Here is a 20,677-nt window from a genome sequence, read left to right as displayed (position 1 = left end):
TCTATTAAGTATATGAACTGGAAACAAACGCTTTTCTGGTCTTTTTCGGCAGCTGCTATTTTTTATTATTTCCTGCTTTTTGGCGTGTTTGTGTTTGTCGGTCAGGAGGAGATGCAATTGTTTATACCTGAGTGGTGGTATATCCGGGAGTTCCTTTTTCAGCCGGGAGGATTTTGCGCTGTCGCCGGGCAATGGATCATTCAATACTACCGGCAGCCTATGTCGGCGGTGGTTTTCCATACGGTTTTACTCGTTGGTTGCGGATTTATGGTCTATAGGATCTTGCGTTGTTTTTCTGACAAGACCTACCTGCTGTTCCTTTCTTTATTGCCGGTCCTGTATCTGGTTAAGATGAGTATTCATGGGGAGTATTTGGTGGACGGGACGGTTGGCGTGGTTTTGATGCTTTTAGCTTTGTCGGTCTCGCTAAAGGTGCGGAGGGCGGGTTCTATTGCCGGATACGGAATTGCCTCTACACTTTTTTTATGTGGGCTGACCGGGCTTCTATCTGTCTGTTACGCTTTCTTATATACGCTGTTAGCCTTACTCCGCTACAAAACGTCGCGGCAAAGATTGGCCGCCTCTGCCTGCTTGATCCCAGCGCTTTTTATATATTTGTTTAGCGGATGGTTAGGGATTCCTGTACCTTTGTCTGATGGATGGATGCCGGAAGCCTATCTGGAGATACAGCGATTACCTCATTATTATATGTATCGTGTATGGACTTTCTTTACCCTTTCGATTGTCGGTGTTGCTTTATTCGCTCGCTTTGTTCCGGTGATTGGCGAGAAGAGTAAATGGATGGATCGGGTAGCCCTTGTTGTTTGTCTGATCACGGTGCTGGTATCCATACGGTTTTGCCTGCCGGAACCTTGGCATGCGCAACGCATGATGCTTGACGAGCTCTCTTTCTTAGCCCGGGAGAGGCAATGGGACGCTATTATTGATAAGTACCGGGGAAAGCAGATCTATAATTATGTTAGCTTAAACTATTTGAATATGTCGTTGGCCCATAAGGGAGAATTGGCCGACCGGATGTTTACTTTCGATCAGAAAGGAACGAAAAGCTTATGTGCCGATTGGAATCAGACCTTTTACATGGATCGTTTATTGAGCGATGTTCATTTTCTTGTTGGCGATGTCTCTTTGTCTGAAAGTTTTGCGATGGACGGATTTACGCAAGCCAAACGTAAAGGGAGTGCCCGCATGTTGCAACGTTTCGTGCAAGTTTGTCTGATTAGGGGTGAGGTGGCGCTGGCCAAGAAATATTTGGACTTGCTTGCCGCTATGCCATTCTATAAAGATTGGGCTTGCCGTTATGCTACCTATCTGGTACATCCGGAATTAATGGATAAAGATCCGGAGTTGAGTGACAAATATATGCCTGTTGAGAAAAGGGATCGACTGAGTTTGTCCGTACCTGTCGATTCCTTATGGAGTGGATACAATCTTCCGGATCATCGGATCAGTTGGGAATACCGGGGATGTTATTATTTGTTGGGTAAGAAGCTGGATGCATTTGGCCGATTCTTGGAAGAAACACCTTTCATGAAGGGGGAACCGATACCCCGGCATTTCCAAGAAGCCGGATTGTTGTTGGCGGACAAAGACAGTATATCGCTTTCCTCCTATTCCATACAGCCGGAGATCGTAGACCGATACCGGGAATTCAAGCAGGTTTTGGGACGATCTGCCAACCAAGTGGATGTGTCCTCGATATATCGACAATTTGGAGATACCTATTGGTATTATTTCTATTTCAAGATCTTTAAAGGAGAAGAACAATGAAGCGATTATCTATCTGTTGGATTATAGGTTGTCTTTTGGAACTTGTAGCTTGTAGGCCGGAAGTTCCTACGCAAGCGGAACAAGGAGAAACTGACGTGTTTCCGGATTACAGGGAAGTTACTGTACCGGTCAATATGGCCCCTCCCAATTTCAAGTTGGTTGATCAACAGCTACAGGGGATAATTCGGTTGAAAACTATGAATGGGGAGTTGATAATCGCAGCCGATCATGGTGTTTTCAACCTGCCGGAAACGGATTGGAAGGTCTTATCGCAGGACGCACAAGGAAAACAAATAGATGTGACGGTTTATTTTCGAGAACCTCAAAGTGATTGGAAACAAATGAGTTTCCCTATCTATGTGTCAAGAGATTCCGTTGACGCTTATTTGGTGTATCGCCGTATTTTTCCCGGATATCGGATGTGGAACGAGATGGGGATTTATCAACGATGTGTTGAAAACTATGTTGAAAAGTCTATTCTTGATAACCAATCGACAAATAATAGTTGTATGAACTGCCATGCCTTTTGTGAGCGACAAGGGGAACAAATGCTTTTTCATCAGCGGGGTTCTCATAATGGGACTTACTTGATTGATCATCGGCAGGTAAAGAAGATTGCGTTGGAACGGGACGGTAAGCCGGCTTCGTTCGTTTATCCGTATTGGCATCCATCCGGCCGGTATGTTGCTTTTTCTACCAATGAGACCCACCAGGACTTCCATCTTTCCGATGAGAATCGGATTGAGGTATATGACGTGGAATCGGACGTGCTGATCTATGACACGGAGAAGGAGAGGGTATTCAGTTCGCCATTATTGGCTTCTATGGCGTGTTATGAGACTTTTCCCACTTTTACTCCGGATGGCAACTATCTGCTGTTCTGTTCGGCGGATTCTGTCTGTATGCCAGAAAATTATCGGGATGTCCGGTATAACCTGTTACGAGTCGCTTTTGATCCGAAAGACGGTTCGATTGGAACCCAAGTGGATACCTTATATAATGCGAGAGAAGCGGGCCGGAGTGTTAAGTTCCCGAGAGTCTCCCCGGATGGGAAGCGGCTACTTTATACGGTGTCCGATTATGGCAATTTCTCTATTTGGCATAAGGATGCGGATTTGCATATGCTGGATCTGTCTACCGGGGCAATCGATTCTTTGCCGGAAGTGAATAGCCCGGATGTAGAGAGCTATCATTCTTGGAGCGGCAATAGTCGTTGGTTTGTCTTTTCCAGCCGGCGGGGCGATGGGCTTTTCACACGTCCGTATTTGGTGCATGTGGATGAGCGGGGGCAGTGCGGCAAGCCCTTCTTGTTACCGCAAGCGTCTCCGGATTATTATGAGCGTTCCCTGTTCTCTTTTAATGTCCCGGAATTTATACGGACTCCGGTTCTAATCTCGAAGGAAAGGCTGGTCGAGGCCTCGGGAAAAGAAGAGGTCACGACCATTAAACGTATCGAGGGCATCTAATTTTTCGCTTCTTTGTGCCGAAGGTATTTATAAAAGTCGTACTTTTGCGCTAAAATCAAAACGATGCGAAAAGTTCATTTGATCTCCGTAACCGAACCTTTGGTTTTAGATCTAGCCCTAGCACTTCGAGAAAAAGGATATGAGGTAAGCGCTTCCGGTTGTGGTCTGACTGAAGAGATGATAGGAAGACTTCATAACGCAGGCTGTACCTGTTATGGGGATGGGTGGTTTCCGGAGAAATTAATAAAAGATATTCACTCGGTGGTTTTGGGTGCTAAAGTAAAGCAAGATAACCCGGAATTATTGCGTGCGAAGGAATTGGGGATGTTAATCCAATCCATTCCGGAATTTATATTTCAACGGACTCGGTCGAAAACTCGGGTTGTTGTGGCGGGTAGTCGTGGAAAGAAGACAATTATTTCCATGATGGTCTGTGCGTTGCGCCGGCAAAAGTTGGCGTTCGACTATGCGTTGACTAGCAAGGTGGACTCGCTTCCGAATCGGATACATTTGAGTTATGAGGCACGTATCGCTTTGATCGAAGGAGATGAGCATATCACCTCTGCCTTGGACAAGCGTTTCCAATTGGAATTCTATCGTCCGCATATCGCCATCCTGACGAATTTATCTTGGTCTACCGAGACGGATCATGCGACTCCGGAGGCCTATTTATCCACTTATCAATCTTTCTCCGTTTCTATTGAGCGGGAAGGGAAATTGATTTATTTTGGAGGTGATGATACTGTCAGTCAGTTGGCAGGGGACGTCCGGAGCGATATCACCGCTATCCCTTTTGAGGAACATCCGGTCGTGGAGAAAGACGGGCAGACTTTTCTGCATACTCGCTACGGAGACTATCCGGTGCGGATTCCCAATCGCTATTTCTTGATCAATCTGAATGCGGCACGTTTGGCTTGCCGGCAGTTAGGCGTTAAAGACGCGGATTTTTATCAAGCGTTATCGGAATATAGTTTATCTTTGCCGATATGATAATAGCTAGACAAAAAAGAAAAGAGAATATCGCTGAATATCTGCTTTATATGTGGCAGGTTGAGGACTTGATCCGGGCGAATAAGTTCGATATGGATTCGATCAACCGCACGGTGATCGCCCATTACGACCAGCCCGAGGAGGTGAAGAAGGAAATCGCTCAATGGTATGAGGAATTGATCGAGATGATGCGTAGCGAAGGGGTGATGGAGAAAGGTCACATCCAATTGAACAAGAATGTGATTATTACTTTGACCGATTTGCATCTTCGTCTTTTGAAATCTCCGAAAGAGATGGTTTATAGCGCAGCTTATTATAAGACGCTTCCTTATATCGTACAGCTCCGGGCTAAATCGGGTGGAGAGGATCTGCCGGAGCTAGAAACTTGTTTCGCCGCCGTATATGGCTATCTGCTTTTGCGTATGCAAGGGAAAGAGGTGAGTGCGGAGACGTTAGAGGGTATTAAACAAATCAGTTCCTTCTTGGCGTTGCTCGCCGAGAAATATCGGGAAGATATGAAAGGGGAACTTAAACTAGAGGATTAATAATAGATATAGACATGAAGACAGTTTTGGTAACCGGAGCGAACGGTCAATTGGGAAATTCTATCCACGCTCGTATCAGCCAGTATCCCGGCTATAATTTTCTTTTTACGGATATAGATACGTTGGATATTTGCGACAAGGAGGCCGTCCGGAAATATGTCTTGGAAAATGATGTTCAATATGTCATGAATTGCGCCGCTTATACGGCGGTGGATAAAGCGGAGGAGCATGAGGATCTGTGTATGCGCATCAACCGGGATGCGGTACGGAACTTAGGTGAGGCCGCTCATGCCGTGGGTGCGAAGGTGATTCATGTATCTACCGATTATGTGTTCGATGGAACGAGTTGCCGTCCTTATCTGGAAAGCGATGCGACTTGTCCTGTTTCCGTATATGGACGTACGAAACTGGCGGGAGAGCAGGCCTTGATGGAGGTGTGTCCGGATTCCGTGATTATCCGTACGGCTTGGTTGTATTCCGAGTATGGAAACAATTTTATGAAGACGGTATTGCGTTTGGGAAAGGAGCGGGATGAGTTGCGTTTCATATTCGACCAAGTGGGTACGCCTACTTATGCCGGAGATTTAGCGGTCGCTATGCTTGCCGTGCTGGAACGTGCCGAGGCGGGTAAATTTATACCGGGTATCTATCATTTCTCGGACGAGGGGGTGTGTAGCTGGTATGATTTTACGGTAAAGATCTTGCAAATAGCAGGTATGAATAACCGGGTGATACCCATAGAGACCAAGGATTATCCGACACCGGCCAGCCGGCCGCATTATAGCGTATTGAATAAAGGTAAGATAAAAAGCACGTACGGACTGACGATTCCCCATTGGGAGACTAGCTTGGCCTACTGCATGAATAACAAAGTGTAACTGATAACAATATATACATATAAAATAGAATGAGCCAGTATTCAGAAGAGATTGAAAGAAGAAGAACGTTTGCCATAATCAGCCACCCGGATGCCGGTAAGACTACGCTTACCGAGAAATTATTGTTATTTGGTGGCGCTATCCATGTAGCGGGAGCGGTGAAGTCTAATAAAATCAAGAAGACTGCCACGTCCGACTGGATGGAGATTGAGAAGCAACGCGGTATCTCCGTAGCTACCTCCGTAATGGCTTTTGATTATTCCGATCATAAGATTAATATCTTGGATACACCGGGCCACCAAGATTTCGCCGAGGATACGTTCCGTACCTTGACGGCGGTGGATAGCGTTATTATCGTGATCGATATCGCTAAGGGAGTAGAGGCGCAGACTCGTAAGTTGATGGAGGTTTGCCGTATGCGTAAGACTCCGGTGATCGTTTTTGTCAACAAGATGGACCGTGATGGTAAAGATCCTTTTGATTTGCTGGATGAGATAGAAGAAGAATTACAGATAAAGGTACGCCCATTGAGTTGGCCGATCGATATGGGACAACGTTTCCGGGGCGTATACAATATTTTCGAGCAGAAACTGAACCTATATACCCCGAGTAAGCAATATGTGACGGAGAATGTGGAATTCAAGGATATCACGAGTCCGGATCTCGAGACTTATATTGATCCTACGCAAGCCGCAAAGCTTCGTGAGGATATAGAGTTGATAGAGGGGGTTTATCCCGAATTTGATGTGAATACGTATTTGGATGGGGATATCGCTCCGGTATTCTTTGGCTCCGCTCTGAATAACTTCGGTGTGAAAGAGCTATTGGATTGCTTTATCCGTATCGCTCCCTCGCCACGTCCGATCCATGCGGTAGAGCGTGTGGTAGACCCGAATGAGGATAATTTCACCGGCTTTATTTTCAAGATCCATGCGAATATGGACCCGAACCATCGCAGTTGTATCGCTTTTGTGAAGATTTGTTCCGGTCGTTTTGAGCGTAACGCGAACTATAAGCATGTACGTTTCGGTAAGATGATGCGTTTCAGTAGCCCGACGGCTTTCATGGCTCAGAAGAAAGAAGTGGTGGATGAGGCGTTCGCGGGTGATATTATCGGTTTGCCGGATACCGGGAACTTTAAGATAGGGGATACGTTGACTTCCGGAGAGGAATTGCATTTCAAGGGGTTGCCGAGCTTCTCGCCCGAGATGTTCAAATATATAGAGAACGCCGATCCGATGAAGGCAAAGCAATTGAACAAGGGCATCGAGCAATTGATGGACGAGGGTGTCGCTCAGTTGTTTACCAATCAATTCAATGGCCGGAAGATTATCGGTACGGTGGGACAATTGCAGTTTGAGGTTATTCAATACCGCCTGTTGCATGAGTATGCCGCTCAATGTAAATGGGAGCCGATCAGCCTATATAAGGCTTGCTGGATCGAGAGTGATAACCAACAGGCATTGGAGAATTTCAAGAAACGTAAGGCGCAATATATGGCGTTGGATAAGGAAGGCCGTGATGTTTATTTAGCGGATTCCGGCTATGTATTGATGATGGCCCAACAGGATTTTCCGGATATTAAGTTCCATTTTACATCAGAGTTCTAATATGAAAAGTCGATTCTCCATCCTTTGCTTACTTGTTAATATCTTGTTGATAAGTTGTGAACAGGCTCCCCAATACTATGAGGTATCCGGAAGGCTTCATACACCTTATCATATTAAGTTTGAGCATACTAAACCATTGGATAAGGAGATTGACGAGCAGTTGAAATATTTCTACCACCTGTTTAATGCTTTTGATTCTACTTCGGTAATCAGTCAGGTAAACCAGAACCGTGACATACGGGTAGATACGCTCTTCCAAAAAGTCTTTAAGAAGGCACTGGAAGTATCTGCCGAGACAAATGGGGCCTACGACGTGACTTGCGCCCCGTTGATCAACCTTTGGGGGTTTGGCTTCAGCCGGAAGGATAGCGTAACCCCTGCCCATATCGACAGTGTCCGTCAGTTTATCGGTTTTCAGAAAGTGCGTTTAGAAGGGGATCGCATCGTGAAGGACGATCCTCGCTTAATGATGAACTTTTCTTCTTTGGCGGATGGAACGGTTTGCGATATGATAGCCCAAATGCTGGAGAAGAAAGGGGTCCGTAATTATTTGGTGGAGTTTGGTGGCGAGATGCGTGTGAAAGGCGTGAATCCCTCGGGCATGGATTGGCGCTTAGGGATCACGAAGCCTACGGATGACGCTGCCGGCATGAATCAAGAACTCGAGCAGATCGTTAGCTTCCCGAAACCGTTAGGAATGGCTACATCAGGCAATTATCGTAATTTTTATATAAAGGATGGACGTAAATACGCTCATACGATCGACCCCCGTGAAGGTTGCCCTGTACAGCGGGATATCCTTAGTGCTACGATTGTCGCCCCGGATGCCATGACCGCTGATGCGTATGCTACCGCATTTATGGTCTTAGGCTCGGAGGAGGCTAAATCCTTATGCGCTAAAGTGCCGGGTCTTGAATATTTTATTATTTGTTCCGATTCGATAGGAGACGGGTATCATCCGGAATACTCTGAGGGCTTTCGTCAATATCTGGTGACTGCCGATAAGTAATCGATTTATTTATAAGCTGTTAAGATGTTGTTCTTAGAATAGGCATTGTAAGATCTTTATGATGCCCATTCTAAGGAGCTTATAATGCCCATCGTAAGCATGCTATAATGGGCATTGTAAGAAAGGTCTGTTTATAGGATGGATTTGATCTCTTCCAGAGAGCGGACTGTATGGGTCGGGTTGAATCCATCGGCAGGTAATCCTTCAGGATTCAACCATATCTGGTCGATCTTGGATTGATAAGCCCCAATGATATCTGCTTCCCAGCTATCCCCGATCATTAAGCTCTCGGACCGGCGTGAGTTCGTGTTCTTTAAGGCGAAGTCGAAAATACCTTTATGGGGTTTTTGTATATTAGCGTCCTCGGACAGGATCATCCGTTCGAAATAAGGAGCCAAGCCTGCGTTGCTAAGTTTCTTGAATTGTACCTCACGGAATCCATTTGATAAAATAAATAACCGATAGGAAGGGCAGAGATATTCCAATAATTCAATGGCTCCGGGCACTAATCGGGTTTTGGTGGTCGTGCGTTGCAAGAAATCATTATTTACCGATAAGACGGTTTTCTTATCTTCTATTCCTAACGGACGAAGTACATAGAGAAATCGATCCAAGATTAAGGTTTGCCGGTCTATTTCCCCCGAACGGTACTTGGCCCATAAGTCTAGATTATGAGGCATATAAATATCAAAGAAAGCCTCGAAGGAGGCATAATACCGATTAAAGTGGTAATCGGTATATAGCTCTTCAAGGCATTCTTTATTGTTATGGTACGTATCCCAAAGGGTATCGTCCAAATCGATAAATATACTTTTATAAATCATTATCCAACTTCGATCACTAAATACTTGCCTAGGCTCCAGAAAGCCTTCTCGTCATTTATTTTCAAGGTCAAGTTTCCGTCTTCATCCTCTACGAACTCATAAGATCCTTCCGGATGATTGGATTTTAGTTTAGCCTTGCTTGCGAACAAAGGAATTTCTTTTACCTCACGGATATCGATAGAGATGAAATAATCCTTGTTGAAACCACTCTGCAATACTTTAGATTTAGAGAACAGGCCACCACCGGATAAGATCTTCTGTTCCTTCAATTCCTTGGAAGTACCGAAACAGTAGTAAGCCGTGTGAAGGGCTTTATCTTGAGCGTTCAATTTCTCGGATTGAGCGGCTGCGGTAGTAGCCAGACTTTCCACATCCTCATTCAAGGAACTTACCATCTCGTCCAATTCTTGGATACGTACGTTCTTCTTTGCCAAATCCTCTTGCAAAGCGACAATCATCGTTGCCTTTTGATCCAGCTCGGAGGAAAGACGATCGATCGTCTTTCGTAATGCGGAAGATTGAATACCGCTTTTCTTCAATTTCTCCTCCAACTGGCTGATTTGCTCCTTGTTCTTCTTCAAGGTCTCGCTGATCAATTGCATGTTCTGCTTGATTTGATCTCTGCGTGACTGATTTAGCTCACCGCCGGTTTGTTGTTGGATTGTCAAATAATTCTCGGCATCACGTATAGATTGAAAATCAGATTCAATATCATTTAGGGTGGAGAGCATATCATTAAGCTCATCCGTGTTCTTCGTATTCTCGATACGTAGAGAATCGTTCTCAGCCTTTAGTTTCTTGTAATCCGCTGAATTTTGGCCGCAAGAGGCCAGCATGGCTGTGCAGACACATACTAATAATACTTTCTTCATGTTCTTTTTGCTTGTTAAGTTAAACATCTTTTTCTGTCTCTTTGTCCTTTTTATCTTTTAAGCCTGCTAATACAATAACAATCTCACCCCTTGGTTCGTTCACGGTAAAATGCTGAATTACTTCTTCTAAGGAGCCTCGTACGGTTTCCTCGTGTAATTTGGATATTTCCCGGGATACTGATACTTGGCGGTCCGTACCGAAAAACTCGGCGAATTGTGTCAAGGTCTTGAGCAGACGGAAAGGTGATTCATAAAAAATAATAGTCCGGTATTCCAAAGCCAATTCTTTTAGCCGGGTCTGCCTTCCTTTCTTTTGAGGGAGAAACCCCTCGAAACAGAACTTCTCATTGGGTAATCCGGACGCTACCAAGGCGGGCACGAAAGCTGTAGCTCCGGGCAGGCACTCTACGTCTACCCCTTGGCGAACACATTCCCTCACCAACATGAATCCCGGATCGGAGATGGCCGGCGTACCGGCATCGGAAACAAGGGCGATATTCTCGCCTCCCTTGATACGGGCCGCGATTTGCTCCACCGTCTTATGTTCATTGAACTTGTGGTGGGACTGCATCTTGTTTTGTATCTCGAAATGTTTCAGCAAGATGCCGGTCGTACGGGTATCCTCCGCTAAAATAAGATCAGCTTCTTTTAGCACACGGATCGCCCGGAATGTCATATCTTCCAAGTTACCAACAGGGGTTGGGACTACAGTCAATTTTGCCATATCGTATATTTATGAGAAGCGTTTTTCCAATAGCTTGATGAAATCGGCTACGGAAGCGTCTTCTATATTCCAGTTCAACACCTTGTTCAGATAAGTGACCGATTCCTCGTACGAGCTAAGATCGTTCAGGTCTGAGATCGCCTTATTCATTTTCTCCTCATTTCCTCCGAATAATTCCCTTCTGAAGCGGAAACGATCATTTAAACTGAATGCCTTACGGAAATCAGAAAGATTCTTTTTCTCCAATATATCATTCAGTGAAATACTGGATTTATCCGCTAATATAGTTTTATGTGGAATCTCTATCTCTTTCAAGGGGATTGTCTCTTGTACGATCTTTTCTTCTGGGATCACTTTTTCGACAATTGGTTCTACTACGATAGGTTCCTCAACGACCGGTTCTTGTACCTGTACGACCTCGATCGTAGGGGATACTTCCGGAGCCGGTTGCACCTCCGGCATCTGTAAAGGTTTACTTACGGGAATAGAATCGATAAGTCGTTGATGTTCCTCCATTTGTTTACGCAAAGCCTCTAACTGAAACTCCTCCAGCGTATGAAGCTCCTTCAATACCTTGTGGGTCAACTGGAAGGTCTGGTTGAAGAAAGAGGCGGGATAAATTTCCGCGTCCCTCATTCCGGCTACCAACTTCTCCAGCTCCCTGATATCGATCAATAGATAATCTATTTTTTCCTTGTTTGCCATTTCTATATGTTTTTCAGATGCTATAAATCATCCGGACATACGTATGTTTTGCAACAAAAATAAGTATTTCTTGTCAATGTTGCCAGTTTCGATCTTAAAATATTGTAAATCATTCGACGAACTCGTCCGGTAAATTCACCAGATATAGGTGATGGGCCGCCCGGGTAAAAGCCGTGTAGAGCCACCGATAGAAATCCTCACCAAGCATTTCCTCCGTGATGTAACCGATATCGAGAAAGACGTTCATCCATTGGCCGCCTTGGGCTTTATGGCAGGTTACCGCATAAGCGTATTTTACTTGGACGACGTTGTAATGAGGATCTACCTTCATCTTTTTCATTTTTCCCGCCTTGCTAGGAATGTCCTCGTAATCTTCCAATATGGTGTAAAAGAGCTTGTCGTTTAGCTCCTTAGGGAGGGCGGGGGAGTCGGTCTGTAAAGTATCTAATAGGATTTTCAAATCGATTTCCAGATCATAATCTTGAAAACGAGCCGTGATGTCGGCAAAGCGGAAGCCATACATCTCCGTGACACGGCGTACTCGCATGACTTGAATGATCTCTCCGTTCGCTATAAAGTCCATCTCCTTGCAATTCGCTGTCCAATAATAATTGTTCTTCGCTACCATTAAATGATCGCCGGACGATAGCTCTTCTTCCCTGTATAGGATACGGTTACGTATGCCGTTATTATAAATCGTTGCTCGTTTATTCGAGCGGGAGATAATCATTGTCTCTTCCATACCGTCGCGGCTATAGGCGGAAGATATTTCCTCAATTAGCTCATCTCCATTGACTTTCGTGAAATCGGAGAAGCCTTTTAATTGTAATTTCGGAAAGATCTCGACCGTGTGGTTTCGTAGTGCGTCTCGTAGCCGGGTTGCGTTGAACAGGATTCCCGAGTCCTCGCTTTGGCGTACGACTTGAGTTAACGCTATCTCCCAAACCTGTAGGTTGTAACCCCGTAATATCTCGGGATTCAAGGCGGGACTCTCCGTTTGCATCACCGGAGGAAGCTGTGCGACATCTCCCATTAGGATAAGACGGCAGTTTTCCCCGGAATAGACATACTGGATTAAATCGTCCAACAGGCGTCCGGAGCCAAAAACAAATGAATCCAATCCCTCGTTGGCGATCATAGAAGCCTCGTCGACGATAAAAAGTGTATCTTTATGTAAATTATCTGCCGGCATGAAGCCCGTCGGCTCATTGGAAAACGCCCGTTGACGATATATTTTTTTATGAATTGTATACGCTTTTTGGCCAGCGTAGCCCGAGAAAACTTTAGCTGCTCGTCCGGTTGGAGCCAACAAAAACGTTTTTTGCTTTAGTTCGTTAAGCGTTTTCACCAAAGCCCCGACCAGAGAGGTTTTTCCGGTTCCTGCGTAGCCTTTCATCAGTAGAAGGCTGTCCGGTTCCTCAGACAAGAGAAATTCGGTAAGCGTATGAAGCGCTAAAAACTGATCATCCGTCGGTTTATAGGGGAAATTTCGTTCGATTTGCTGGCTTATGTAACTATTTATCATTTTGATCGCAATAATTTTCGCGATAAAGGTAGTGTATTAAATATTCTTTTTTAAATTTGCCGAACGAAATAAATTCAAAAAACAATACAAACCATGAAAGTTACATTAAAGATTTTATTAGCTGCCGCAGTTGTACTGCTAGTTTACATGTGCTACAAGAGCGTCACTGGTCCGATTGAGTATGATGATCAGAAGACTATTCGTGACAATGCGATCATCGCCCGTTTGATTGAAATCCGTAAGGCTCAGATCGAATACAAGAACATGTATAAGACTCATGCCGGAAGTTTCGACGATTTGGAGAAATTCTTGAATACGGATAAGTTGCCGTTCTTGATCAAGGAAGGTGTATTGACGGATGAGCAGTTGGAGAAAGGTATGACAGAAGCAGAGGCTGTTAAGAAAGGTTTAATCAGACGTGATACCATGTGGGTATTGGCGAAAGATACTTTGCTGGGTAAGAACTATGATGTAGCGGCTATGCGTTATGTTCCGGCCGTTCCGGGTGAAAAGATTACTTTCAAGATGGATACGGCTACGTTGAAATCTGGTTCTGGTTATGAGATCAAAGTATTCGCTTGTGAGGTTCCTTACAAAGAATATTTGCGTGACATGGATGCTCAGTTGACTTATAACTTGATCGACAAGGCAGAGAAACAAGGTAAGTTCCCGGGATTGCGCGTAGGTTCTTTGGAAGAAATTAATAACAACGCAGGTAACTGGGAATAATCAGCGGCTCATATGACTATCAGCATTCCTGATACGTTAACTACTGATAATTCGGAAAAGTATATAGTGTCCATCCGGCTTCGGTCGGGTGGACTTTCTTTTTCCGGGTATGATCCCTCGGCTGGAGGAAGTTTCTTTTATCGGGAAACGGAATTCGATCGGGCGGTCTCTTTCATTTCTTCCCTTAAGGAGTTTTTCTTCGCTCATGAGTTTCTTACGTGGACTTATAAACGGATTAACGTGATCTGTGTATCTCCGGAATATAGCTTGGTCCCTGATAATTATTGGGGGGACGGTAAGGAAGGGCGTTTATTGGATTTCAGCTTTTCTACACTGGAATTGCATTGCTTAACCGATACTTTAAAGGAACAACAGGCTAAGTTGGTGTTTGGTGTGGACGAGGAGGTTTACGAATTTTGCTCCCGTTCTCTTTTGCATCCTTTTTTCTCCCACTACATGACTTCTCTGCTAACGCTATGGACAAAAGAAAGTAGTGCTAGCTTACCCCGGCAAATGTATGTCGTGATAGAACGAAAGCGGATGGATGTGGCGTGCTATGCTCAAGGGAAACTCTTATTTGTGAACTCTTACCCGATCGACCAATCGGACGATATAGTATACTATATATTATATGTATGGAAACAGGCGGGATTGAACCAAGAAAAGGACCAGTTGCTTTTAGCGGGGGAATCTTCCTCGCGAATGCGGGTTCTGGAGCGATTGCGAACCTATTTACGCCATGTTAAGCCGGTGGAGATCCCTTCGGAAGCCTATTTGCAGGGAACGGATGTAACGAAAGCCCCTATGGATTTAATATCATTATTAATATGCGAATAATAAGCGGTATATACGGTCGTCGGCGTTTTGACGTGCCCTCTTCGTTTAGCGCACGTCCTACGACGGATTTTGCGAAAGAGAATATTTTTAACGTAGTAAATAATTTGGTGGATCTGGAAGGTATGGATGCGTTGGATCTTTTTGCCGGAACCGGAAGTATCTCTTTTGAGTTGATCTCACGAGGATGCCGGAATGTAACCGCCATAGAGAAAAATAACGCTCATGCCTCTTTTATAGCCAAGGTAGCGAAAGAGCTGAAGACGGATGCATTGGCTCTGATTCGTGGGGATGTTTTCCGTTATTTGAATTCAGCCCCTAAGCAAAGTTTCGATTTCATCTTTGCCGATCCCCCATATGCCTTGCCGGAGTTGCCGGAAATACCCGCCTTGGTTTTCGAGCGTGATTTACTAAAGAATGGAGGGATATTCATCATGGAACATCCTAAGACCAATGACTTCTCATCTTTGCCTTATTTTTATCAGCACCGGGTGTATGGCTCCGTGAACTTTAGCATCTTCCTTAAAGAAGGGGAGAAAACAGACGCATAAATGATTCCGCCATGCGTTGCTTGAGGGGGCGCTTTAACCAGCGGGAAGGGATCAAACGCTCACAGTGATGCATGTCGTGTGTAAAGATGCGTTTCATTTGCAGGGCGAATTCCTTTTGATATACGAAAGCGTTAATCTCGAAGTTATGCTCAAAGCTACGGAAGTCCATATTGGCGGACCCGATGCTTGTCAATGCGTCGTCGGACACGACTAGCTTGGAATGCAAGAAGCCCGGTTTGTAGAGGTATACTTTTACGCCGGCCTTTACCATCTCGTCGATAAAGGAATGACTGGCCATATTCGCTGAACGTGTATCGGAACGCTTAGGCAGCATCAAACGAACATCCACTCCCCCTAAGGCGGCGGTTTGCAACGCTTGGTTTAATCCTTCGGTAGGCAGGAAATAAGGGGTTTGTATAAAGATATACTTCTTGGCGTTGGCGATCATGAAAATGGTCGCTTGCAACAAAGTTCTCCATTGACCTACCGGACCGCTAGTGGCGATTTGCATAATATTATCGCTATAGATTTCGGCAGCCGGATAGTAAATCCGATCGTTCAAGAGTTTTTTACTAACCACGTACCAATCGATGAGGAATACGGATTGAAGCCCGTGTACTCCTTTCCCTACGAATTTGAAATGCGTATCCCTCCATGTGCCCCAAGAGGTTCCCTTATCGTATCGGTCGGCTATATTCATGCCTCCCATAAACCCGACTTTACCGTCTATCACGATAATCTTGCGGTGGTTCCGGTAATTCACCTTACTGGTGAAAACGGGGAACGCTACCCTCAAGAACGCATATACCTCGATACCCGCTTCCTTCATTTCTTTAAAGAAGCCGTCTTTTACATTCCAGCAACCCACATCATCATAAAGTACACGTACCTTCACGCCTTCTTTTACTTTCTTGATAAGGAGTTGTTGCACCTGTTTTCCTATCTCGTCATCACAGAATATATAATATTGTATATGGATATGGTGAGTCGCTTTCTGGATCTCTTCCAGCAAGTCTTTGAACTTATCGGTACCATTCGTATAAATCGTGATTTGTGTTCCGTATAGGAGGGAGGATTGGTTGGTGTTAGTCAACAAGGTCGATAAAGGTTTATAGGGGTCCGGAACTACGCAGGCGTCTTGAGGTAATTTACCCTCTTGCGGCCTTTTCATGATGCGTTTATAGGTACGCCTCGATATGATCCGTTGTTTCCGGTTATCTTGTCCAAAGAAGAAATAGAAAAGCAGTCCGATACCGGGTGCTAATAATAAGACGATTACCCAAGGAATTGTCTTTAACGGATTCCTATTCTCTGTAATGATAACTAATACCAGTCCTAATATAGTGACGCTATACAATATGATAAATATCGTACCAACGATTAACTGTATATGAATGGCTGCTAACATGAAACTCTCTCTTTGCTATAATCTGCTAAGATAAGAATGCTTTCCGAGAATAGCAAATTTCCGTATTCTTTTTGGGCTGTATAGAAGGGCCAAAAAGTAAGTTAACTTAAATGGCAAAGTAAGCTAACTTAAATGCCCAAGTAAGTTAACTTACTTTGCCAACGAAGCTAGCTGACTTTGGAAGCGGGGTTATGTACATCTTAAAATAATGAGGTCGTTCTCTAAATATAAAGTGTCATTTGTTGATTTTGGCGCAGACTATTATGAGAAGTATCTATGATAACAATAAAAATATTTAGATTATAAACGACTGTAAAAAACGATCGTTTCAATTAGTCGTTTGCAAAGGTAGGCATTTCTTCGAGACCGGCAACCTTTTCCTGTTAAATTTTGTCCTGCTATATATCTTCTTCTCAATAGGATAGATTAATCAAAGTGTCACGAATATGAGAAAAGAGCATCATCTTTTTGCTTTCTAAAAAAATGCAAGATCTAAACGATCGTTTTCACTAGTCGTTTTTTATGTGGAAGGGTAAGAATAAGAAAAACAGTAAACCAATGATAACTTGGAATCAAACTCTAGAGATATGAATAGAAAGTCTTCTATACGAGCCATTTTACTCCGTAAGGAATGCCTTTTATTCTTTTTGCTACTATTGCCTATGTTTACAAAGGCCCAATATAATAAGGTATATGCGGATATCACCTCGAATATGCTGGTCGATATGGGTTTTGAGAATGTTGTCTGGTCGGAAGACGAGAAAGAGAGAGTGTATGTCTTGGAGAATACCCCTTGGCGTTTGCAGGGTGTGGGACTGGCCCATGCCATAGACCGCATCCAGAAAACAGGCTTGCCGGAGAAGGGCAAATCCTGCCGTATCGTCGTATTGGATAATAATATACCGCAGATCTCATTGATCTATACGGCAAATCCGGACAGCTTGAAGGCGGCTCCCGGCTCCTATGCGGCCCGTTCCGCCTGGGATGCTACTTACGATCTGGGCGATAGCTGGGATAAGGTGAAGAAAGAGTACCGTATGAATAGCTCCTTATTTAAAGTAGACGTGGTGGTTTATCCGGAGTTGTATCTGAAGAACCTCATTATCACGCAAATCTACCAAGTATTATTCAACCTCTCGCCTGCGATCGAGGTCTCTTTCTGGAATGGGATGAAGCTGACGGCGCAGATGGTGTTTCCTATATATAATGATGGATATGGTCCTTGGGCGGGTAAGATTCACCCGGGCATGGTTACCCTTTCCCAATCTTTTCGTTTACCTTATCGTACGTTTGCTAGAGCCAGTATCGGTTTGTTCAATGCGGATCGTTATGGCGTGGATTTAGCGGTAACCCATCATTTGAAGGATGAACGTTTTTCTTTGGAAGGACGTATTGGTTGTACGGGTACGGGATCTTGGCATAAGTTCGAATATCATTATGGGACTCATCAGCGGGTCACTTGGTCGTTGGGAGGTAGTTTTTACTGGTCCAAATACAATACACAGGTCTCTTTGAAAGCCGAGCAGTACTTGCTGGGAGAGGTCGGTGGACGGATTGACTTGATCCGTCATTTCCGCCATTGCTCTATCGGTTTTTATGCGATGAAGGCGCAAGGTGCTTTGAAAAACGGAGGTTTCCGGTTTCAAGTGGCTCTTCCTCCTTATAAATATAAACGTAAGAATGTGCGGGTGCTTCCTTCTGACAACTGGGGTATGTCTTACAACGCCGGTAATGAACGCTATTATTATAAGGGGTATAAAGCCTCACCGAATGATAACATCATGCAACAGAATCAATTCAACCCGTACTTTATAAAGTCGGAATTACTCAATTTTTAAATAGTTTTATTATGAGAACAATTACAAAGTTACAGACCTTATTGGTCTTGTTCCTTACGACAGCCATGATTGGCTTCGTTGGTTGTAAGGATGACGATGATGATGTGCCTACTCCGGATGGTGGTGGCACTGTTGCCACCTATGCGATTGGTGGTACGGTTATGGATGCCAGCAACAACCCAATGGCTGGCGTTAGCGTAGCTCTTTCTGGAGCTCAATCTCTTAGTGCTACGACGGGTTCTGATGGAACGTACTCTTTCGACTTGAAAAGTACACCAGGCTCTTACAAAATCGCCTTTAAGTCGGAAGGCTATGCAGACAGAAGCTATGATGTGGATGTGAAGAAGATCGAATCGGGTGTTGGACAGTATGTAGTAAACGCCGTCATGGTAAAGGGCACGACTCCCGATACTCCGAAAGAGTATAAGAAGGCGAAGTACAATCTTTCCGTATCGATCGAGGATGTTGTGGGAAAAGCTATCTCTACTTCCAGCCTTTCTGTTGTCGTAAAATACGGGGATAAAGAGATCGCTAAAGAGAATAAACCTAATTTTAAGGTCTCTGATGTGACTCCCGGTATCTACGACGTAGTAGCTACAGCTTCCGGATATACTAAAGCCGTGGCTAAGGTTGTCGTTTCAGCCGTTCCGGATCAAGAAAAGAAAGAGGGCGAAGGTGATACATTCGACGTTGAGTATCCAGCTATTATCGTGATGAATGTCGCTCCTTCTATTCCAGTAGACCCGGATGATCCTTCTAAGCCGACAGATCCTTCTGACCCGTCTGATCCTTCCAAGCCAACAGACCCGTCTGATCCTTCCGATCCTTCCAAACCGACAGATCCGTCAAAAGCGACTTATATCGTATCTGGTATAATAACAGACCTATCTACGGGCGCAGACATCAAGACAGCGGAAGTCACATTGATGTTAGGAAGTGAAGAGTTATTTATTTCTAAGAATGAGAGTGAGTTCTCTTTCAATATCGCATCATCAAAGGTTACGGAGGATGCTCAATTTATCTTGAGTGTTAAAGCCGCAGGTTATACGAGCTACTCTCGTACGATCATCTTTAAGGTCGGTCAGAGTATGAACTATGTATTTCCTATCACATTGAACCCTATAGGTACAGGTGGAAATACGGAGATTGATTTTTCTAAATATGGTGTTCAGGTTCCGGAAAAAGAAGCGGAAAAAGTAGCGGATGAGATTAAGAATGCGATTAACGCAGGCGGAACCGAAGAGGTTAAGGTGTCTGGTGTCACTTATGTGGATGAGAATAATGTTGAGCAAAAAGTAGACGTTGTCATTCCTGCTAATGTCTTAGATAACTATAAAGGTGCGGATAATGAGGTTCAAGCTCCAGTTATTAAGGTTTTGAATCAAAGTGATGCTGAGAAATTGACAGAATCGATAGGAGTGATTGAAAGTACGACCGCTGATGGTATAAAAGAGAAAGATGAGGTAAGTTTGGTCGCGGAAAGTGGTAAGCCTGTCGTTATCGTTATGCCGGCAAGTAGTAATCAAACATTGGTGATTGAACGTGATATGTCTGCGGAAGCTCTGCAATCCAATAATGTGACTTCTGATGCTGGTGCGGTAGCCAGTGTAAGCCGTGTATATAAAGGCGAGCCTAGCGGTACGGTATTCTCTCCGGCTTTGAAGATCTCGTTCGACGCTCCGAAGGATTTGGTTTCTTCTACACAGCCTATGGCATTGTTATATGCGACCACAGGCATAGATAATAAGGAGATCATGAAGATTGATCCTACGGCGGACCCTGTTTATATCAATGGTACTGGTGCGGAAATGTCTGTCGCTCACTTCTCTAAGTTTGCCGCAGGTTTTGAGTTGGCATTAGCGGAAACTGAAGATATCAGTACTGATACTACAATCGTAGAAAAGGTTGTTGACTACTGCTCTGATGGTAAGGCAGGAAACATTCCTGTAGTTGTTACAACTACAAATGCTTATGTTGGAGAAAACTTGCAGGATCTAGTCGGAAAATCTAACGTAGATGGTCAAGTCGCTAAGAATGCGGTTTATAACCGAATCTCTAATCGTTTGCAAGCTGATGGTTATCAGATAGGTATCCAAACATCATTGACAACATCCGTTCCTACGGAAGCTGATCGTACGGTCGCTTCTATGAGCTTGAAGAAGACATATACTACAAATACGTATGTATTTAAGTTTATGACAAAGGGTAAAAAGGTGGAAGAGATTCAGGTTGTAGCTAAAAAACTTATCAAGATAGAAGGTACTCCTGTTTACAAGCAATCCCACGGTCACGGACATGGTGATGGCAATAACGCCGGTGGCGGTATCATCATCCCGGATTAATGCTTGATATTTGAAGCTTGATTAAATAATGTTGAGCCG

Annotated in this window: 18 protein-coding genes; 12 read left to right on the top strand and 6 right to left on the bottom strand. The window is 44.3% G+C overall.

Features of this window, described 5'->3' with window-relative positions; translation table 11 throughout:
• Nucleotides 1-12: 12 nt before the first annotated feature.
• The 7 genes from NBH07_RS17825 (at nt 13) to NBH07_RS17795 (ending at nt 8,286) form a co-directional block, all read left to right on the top strand.
• Nucleotides 13-1,788: a DUF6057 family protein gene (locus tag NBH07_RS17825; RefSeq protein ID WP_008773849.1), complete on the top strand. Its 1,776-nt coding sequence runs from the start codon at nt 13-15 to the stop codon at nt 1,786-1,788.
• Nucleotides 1,785-3,254 carry a TolB family protein gene (locus NBH07_RS17820; RefSeq protein WP_009276472.1) on the top strand — a complete coding sequence of 490 codons (1,470 nt, stop codon included), beginning with the start codon at nt 1,785-1,787 and terminating at the stop codon, nt 3,252-3,254. The genes NBH07_RS17825 and NBH07_RS17820 overlap by 4 nt, the downstream gene beginning before the upstream one ends.
• Nucleotides 3,255-3,317: 63 nt before the next feature.
• The gene (locus tag NBH07_RS17815) at nt 3,318-4,244 is read left to right on the top strand and encodes a Mur ligase domain-containing protein (protein WP_008773847.1); all 927 of its coding nucleotides are present in this window, start codon (nt 3,318-3,320) and stop codon (nt 4,242-4,244) included.
• A complete protein-coding gene (locus NBH07_RS17810; protein WP_005861320.1) occupies nt 4,241-4,789 on the top strand; it encodes a DUF4924 family protein in 549 nt (182 codons plus the stop codon). The genes NBH07_RS17815 and NBH07_RS17810 overlap by 4 nt, the downstream gene beginning before the upstream one ends.
• A gap of 14 nt (nt 4,790-4,803) precedes the next feature.
• Nucleotides 4,804-5,667, top strand: coding sequence for a dTDP-4-dehydrorhamnose reductase (rfbD, locus tag NBH07_RS17805; RefSeq protein WP_008773846.1), 864 nt, complete (start codon nt 4,804-4,806; stop codon nt 5,665-5,667).
• Between the two features lie 29 nt (nt 5,668-5,696).
• Complete coding sequence (locus NBH07_RS17800) at nt 5,697-7,277, top strand: peptide chain release factor 3 (protein ID WP_005861324.1); 1,581 nt, start codon at nt 5,697-5,699, stop codon at nt 7,275-7,277.
• A gap of 1 nt (nt 7,278) precedes the next feature.
• Nucleotides 7,279-8,286, top strand: a complete 1,008-nt coding sequence (locus tag NBH07_RS17795; RefSeq protein WP_009018322.1) for an FAD:protein FMN transferase — start codon at nt 7,279-7,281, stop codon at nt 8,284-8,286.
• A gap of 131 nt (nt 8,287-8,417) precedes the next feature.
• Here the strand turns inward: NBH07_RS17795 and NBH07_RS17790 are convergent, their stop codons facing one another.
• From NBH07_RS17790 to NBH07_RS17770, 5 genes are all read right to left on the bottom strand, one after another.
• Nucleotides 8,418-9,110 (bottom strand): YjjG family noncanonical pyrimidine nucleotidase, encoded by a 693-nt coding sequence (locus tag NBH07_RS17790; protein WP_122114919.1) that lies wholly within the window; start codon nt 9,108-9,110, stop codon nt 8,418-8,420.
• Entirely contained in the window at nt 9,110-9,982 is an 873-nt protein-coding gene (locus NBH07_RS17785; protein WP_005861330.1) for a Cbp1 family collagen-binding glycoprotein adhesin, read from the bottom strand. Before NBH07_RS17785 ends, NBH07_RS17790 begins: the two co-directional genes overlap by 1 nt.
• Nucleotides 9,983-10,001: 19 nt before the next feature.
• Nucleotides 10,002-10,706, bottom strand: a complete 705-nt coding sequence (gene rsmI / locus NBH07_RS17780; RefSeq protein WP_005861332.1) for a 16S rRNA (cytidine(1402)-2'-O)-methyltransferase — start codon at nt 10,704-10,706, stop codon at nt 10,002-10,004.
• Nucleotides 10,707-10,715: 9 nt separating this feature from the next.
• The gene (locus tag NBH07_RS17775; RefSeq protein ID WP_005861334.1) at nt 10,716-11,411 is read right to left on the bottom strand and encodes a DUF8457 domain-containing protein; all 696 of its coding nucleotides are present in this window, start codon (nt 11,409-11,411) and stop codon (nt 10,716-10,718) included.
• A 109-nt stretch (nt 11,412-11,520) separates the two neighbouring features.
• Nucleotides 11,521-12,936, bottom strand: a complete 1,416-nt coding sequence (locus tag NBH07_RS17770; RefSeq protein WP_156682326.1) for an ATP-dependent DNA helicase — start codon at nt 12,934-12,936, stop codon at nt 11,521-11,523.
• Between the two features lie 93 nt (nt 12,937-13,029).
• Here NBH07_RS17770 and NBH07_RS17765 point away from each other — a divergent pair, with 93 nt between their 5' ends.
• From NBH07_RS17765 to NBH07_RS17755, 3 genes are read left to right on the top strand one after another with little or no spacing between them, the layout of a single operon-like run.
• On the top strand, nt 13,030-13,665 hold the full coding sequence (locus tag NBH07_RS17765; RefSeq protein WP_005861338.1) for a hypothetical protein: 636 nt from the start codon (nt 13,030-13,032) through the stop codon (nt 13,663-13,665).
• 12 nt (nt 13,666-13,677) lie between these two features.
• Complete coding sequence (locus NBH07_RS17760; protein WP_156682325.1) at nt 13,678-14,502, top strand: DUF3822 family protein; 825 nt, start codon at nt 13,678-13,680, stop codon at nt 14,500-14,502.
• A complete protein-coding gene (locus NBH07_RS17755) occupies nt 14,493-15,050 on the top strand; it encodes an RsmD family RNA methyltransferase (protein ID WP_009276477.1) in 558 nt (185 codons plus the stop codon). The genes NBH07_RS17760 and NBH07_RS17755 overlap by 10 nt, the downstream gene beginning before the upstream one ends.
• Here the strand turns inward: NBH07_RS17755 and cls are convergent.
• Entirely contained in the window at nt 15,022-16,458 is a 1,437-nt protein-coding gene (gene cls, locus NBH07_RS17750; protein ID WP_009276478.1) for a cardiolipin synthase, read from the bottom strand. The genes NBH07_RS17755 and cls overlap by 29 nt on opposite strands.
• Before the next feature lie 587 nt (nt 16,459-17,045).
• Between cls and NBH07_RS17745 the strand changes: the two genes are divergently transcribed.
• Together NBH07_RS17745 and NBH07_RS17740 are read left to right on the top strand one after the other, a co-directional pair.
• Complete coding sequence (locus NBH07_RS17745) at nt 17,046-18,296, top strand: hypothetical protein (protein ID WP_156682324.1); 1,251 nt, start codon at nt 17,046-17,048, stop codon at nt 18,294-18,296.
• An 11-nt stretch (nt 18,297-18,307) separates the two neighbouring features.
• Nucleotides 18,308-20,638, top strand: a complete 2,331-nt coding sequence (locus NBH07_RS17740) for a carboxypeptidase-like regulatory domain-containing protein (RefSeq protein ID WP_009018316.1) — start codon at nt 18,308-18,310, stop codon at nt 20,636-20,638.
• Nucleotides 20,639-20,677 lie beyond the last annotated feature (39 nt).

It is taken from the genome of Parabacteroides sp. B2-S-102, from assembly GCF_023656665.1.
In the GTDB taxonomy this organism is placed as follows: Bacteria; Bacteroidota; Bacteroidia; order Bacteroidales; family Tannerellaceae; genus Parabacteroides; species Parabacteroides distasonis.
This window is presented reverse-complemented; position numbering and strand designations above follow the sequence as displayed.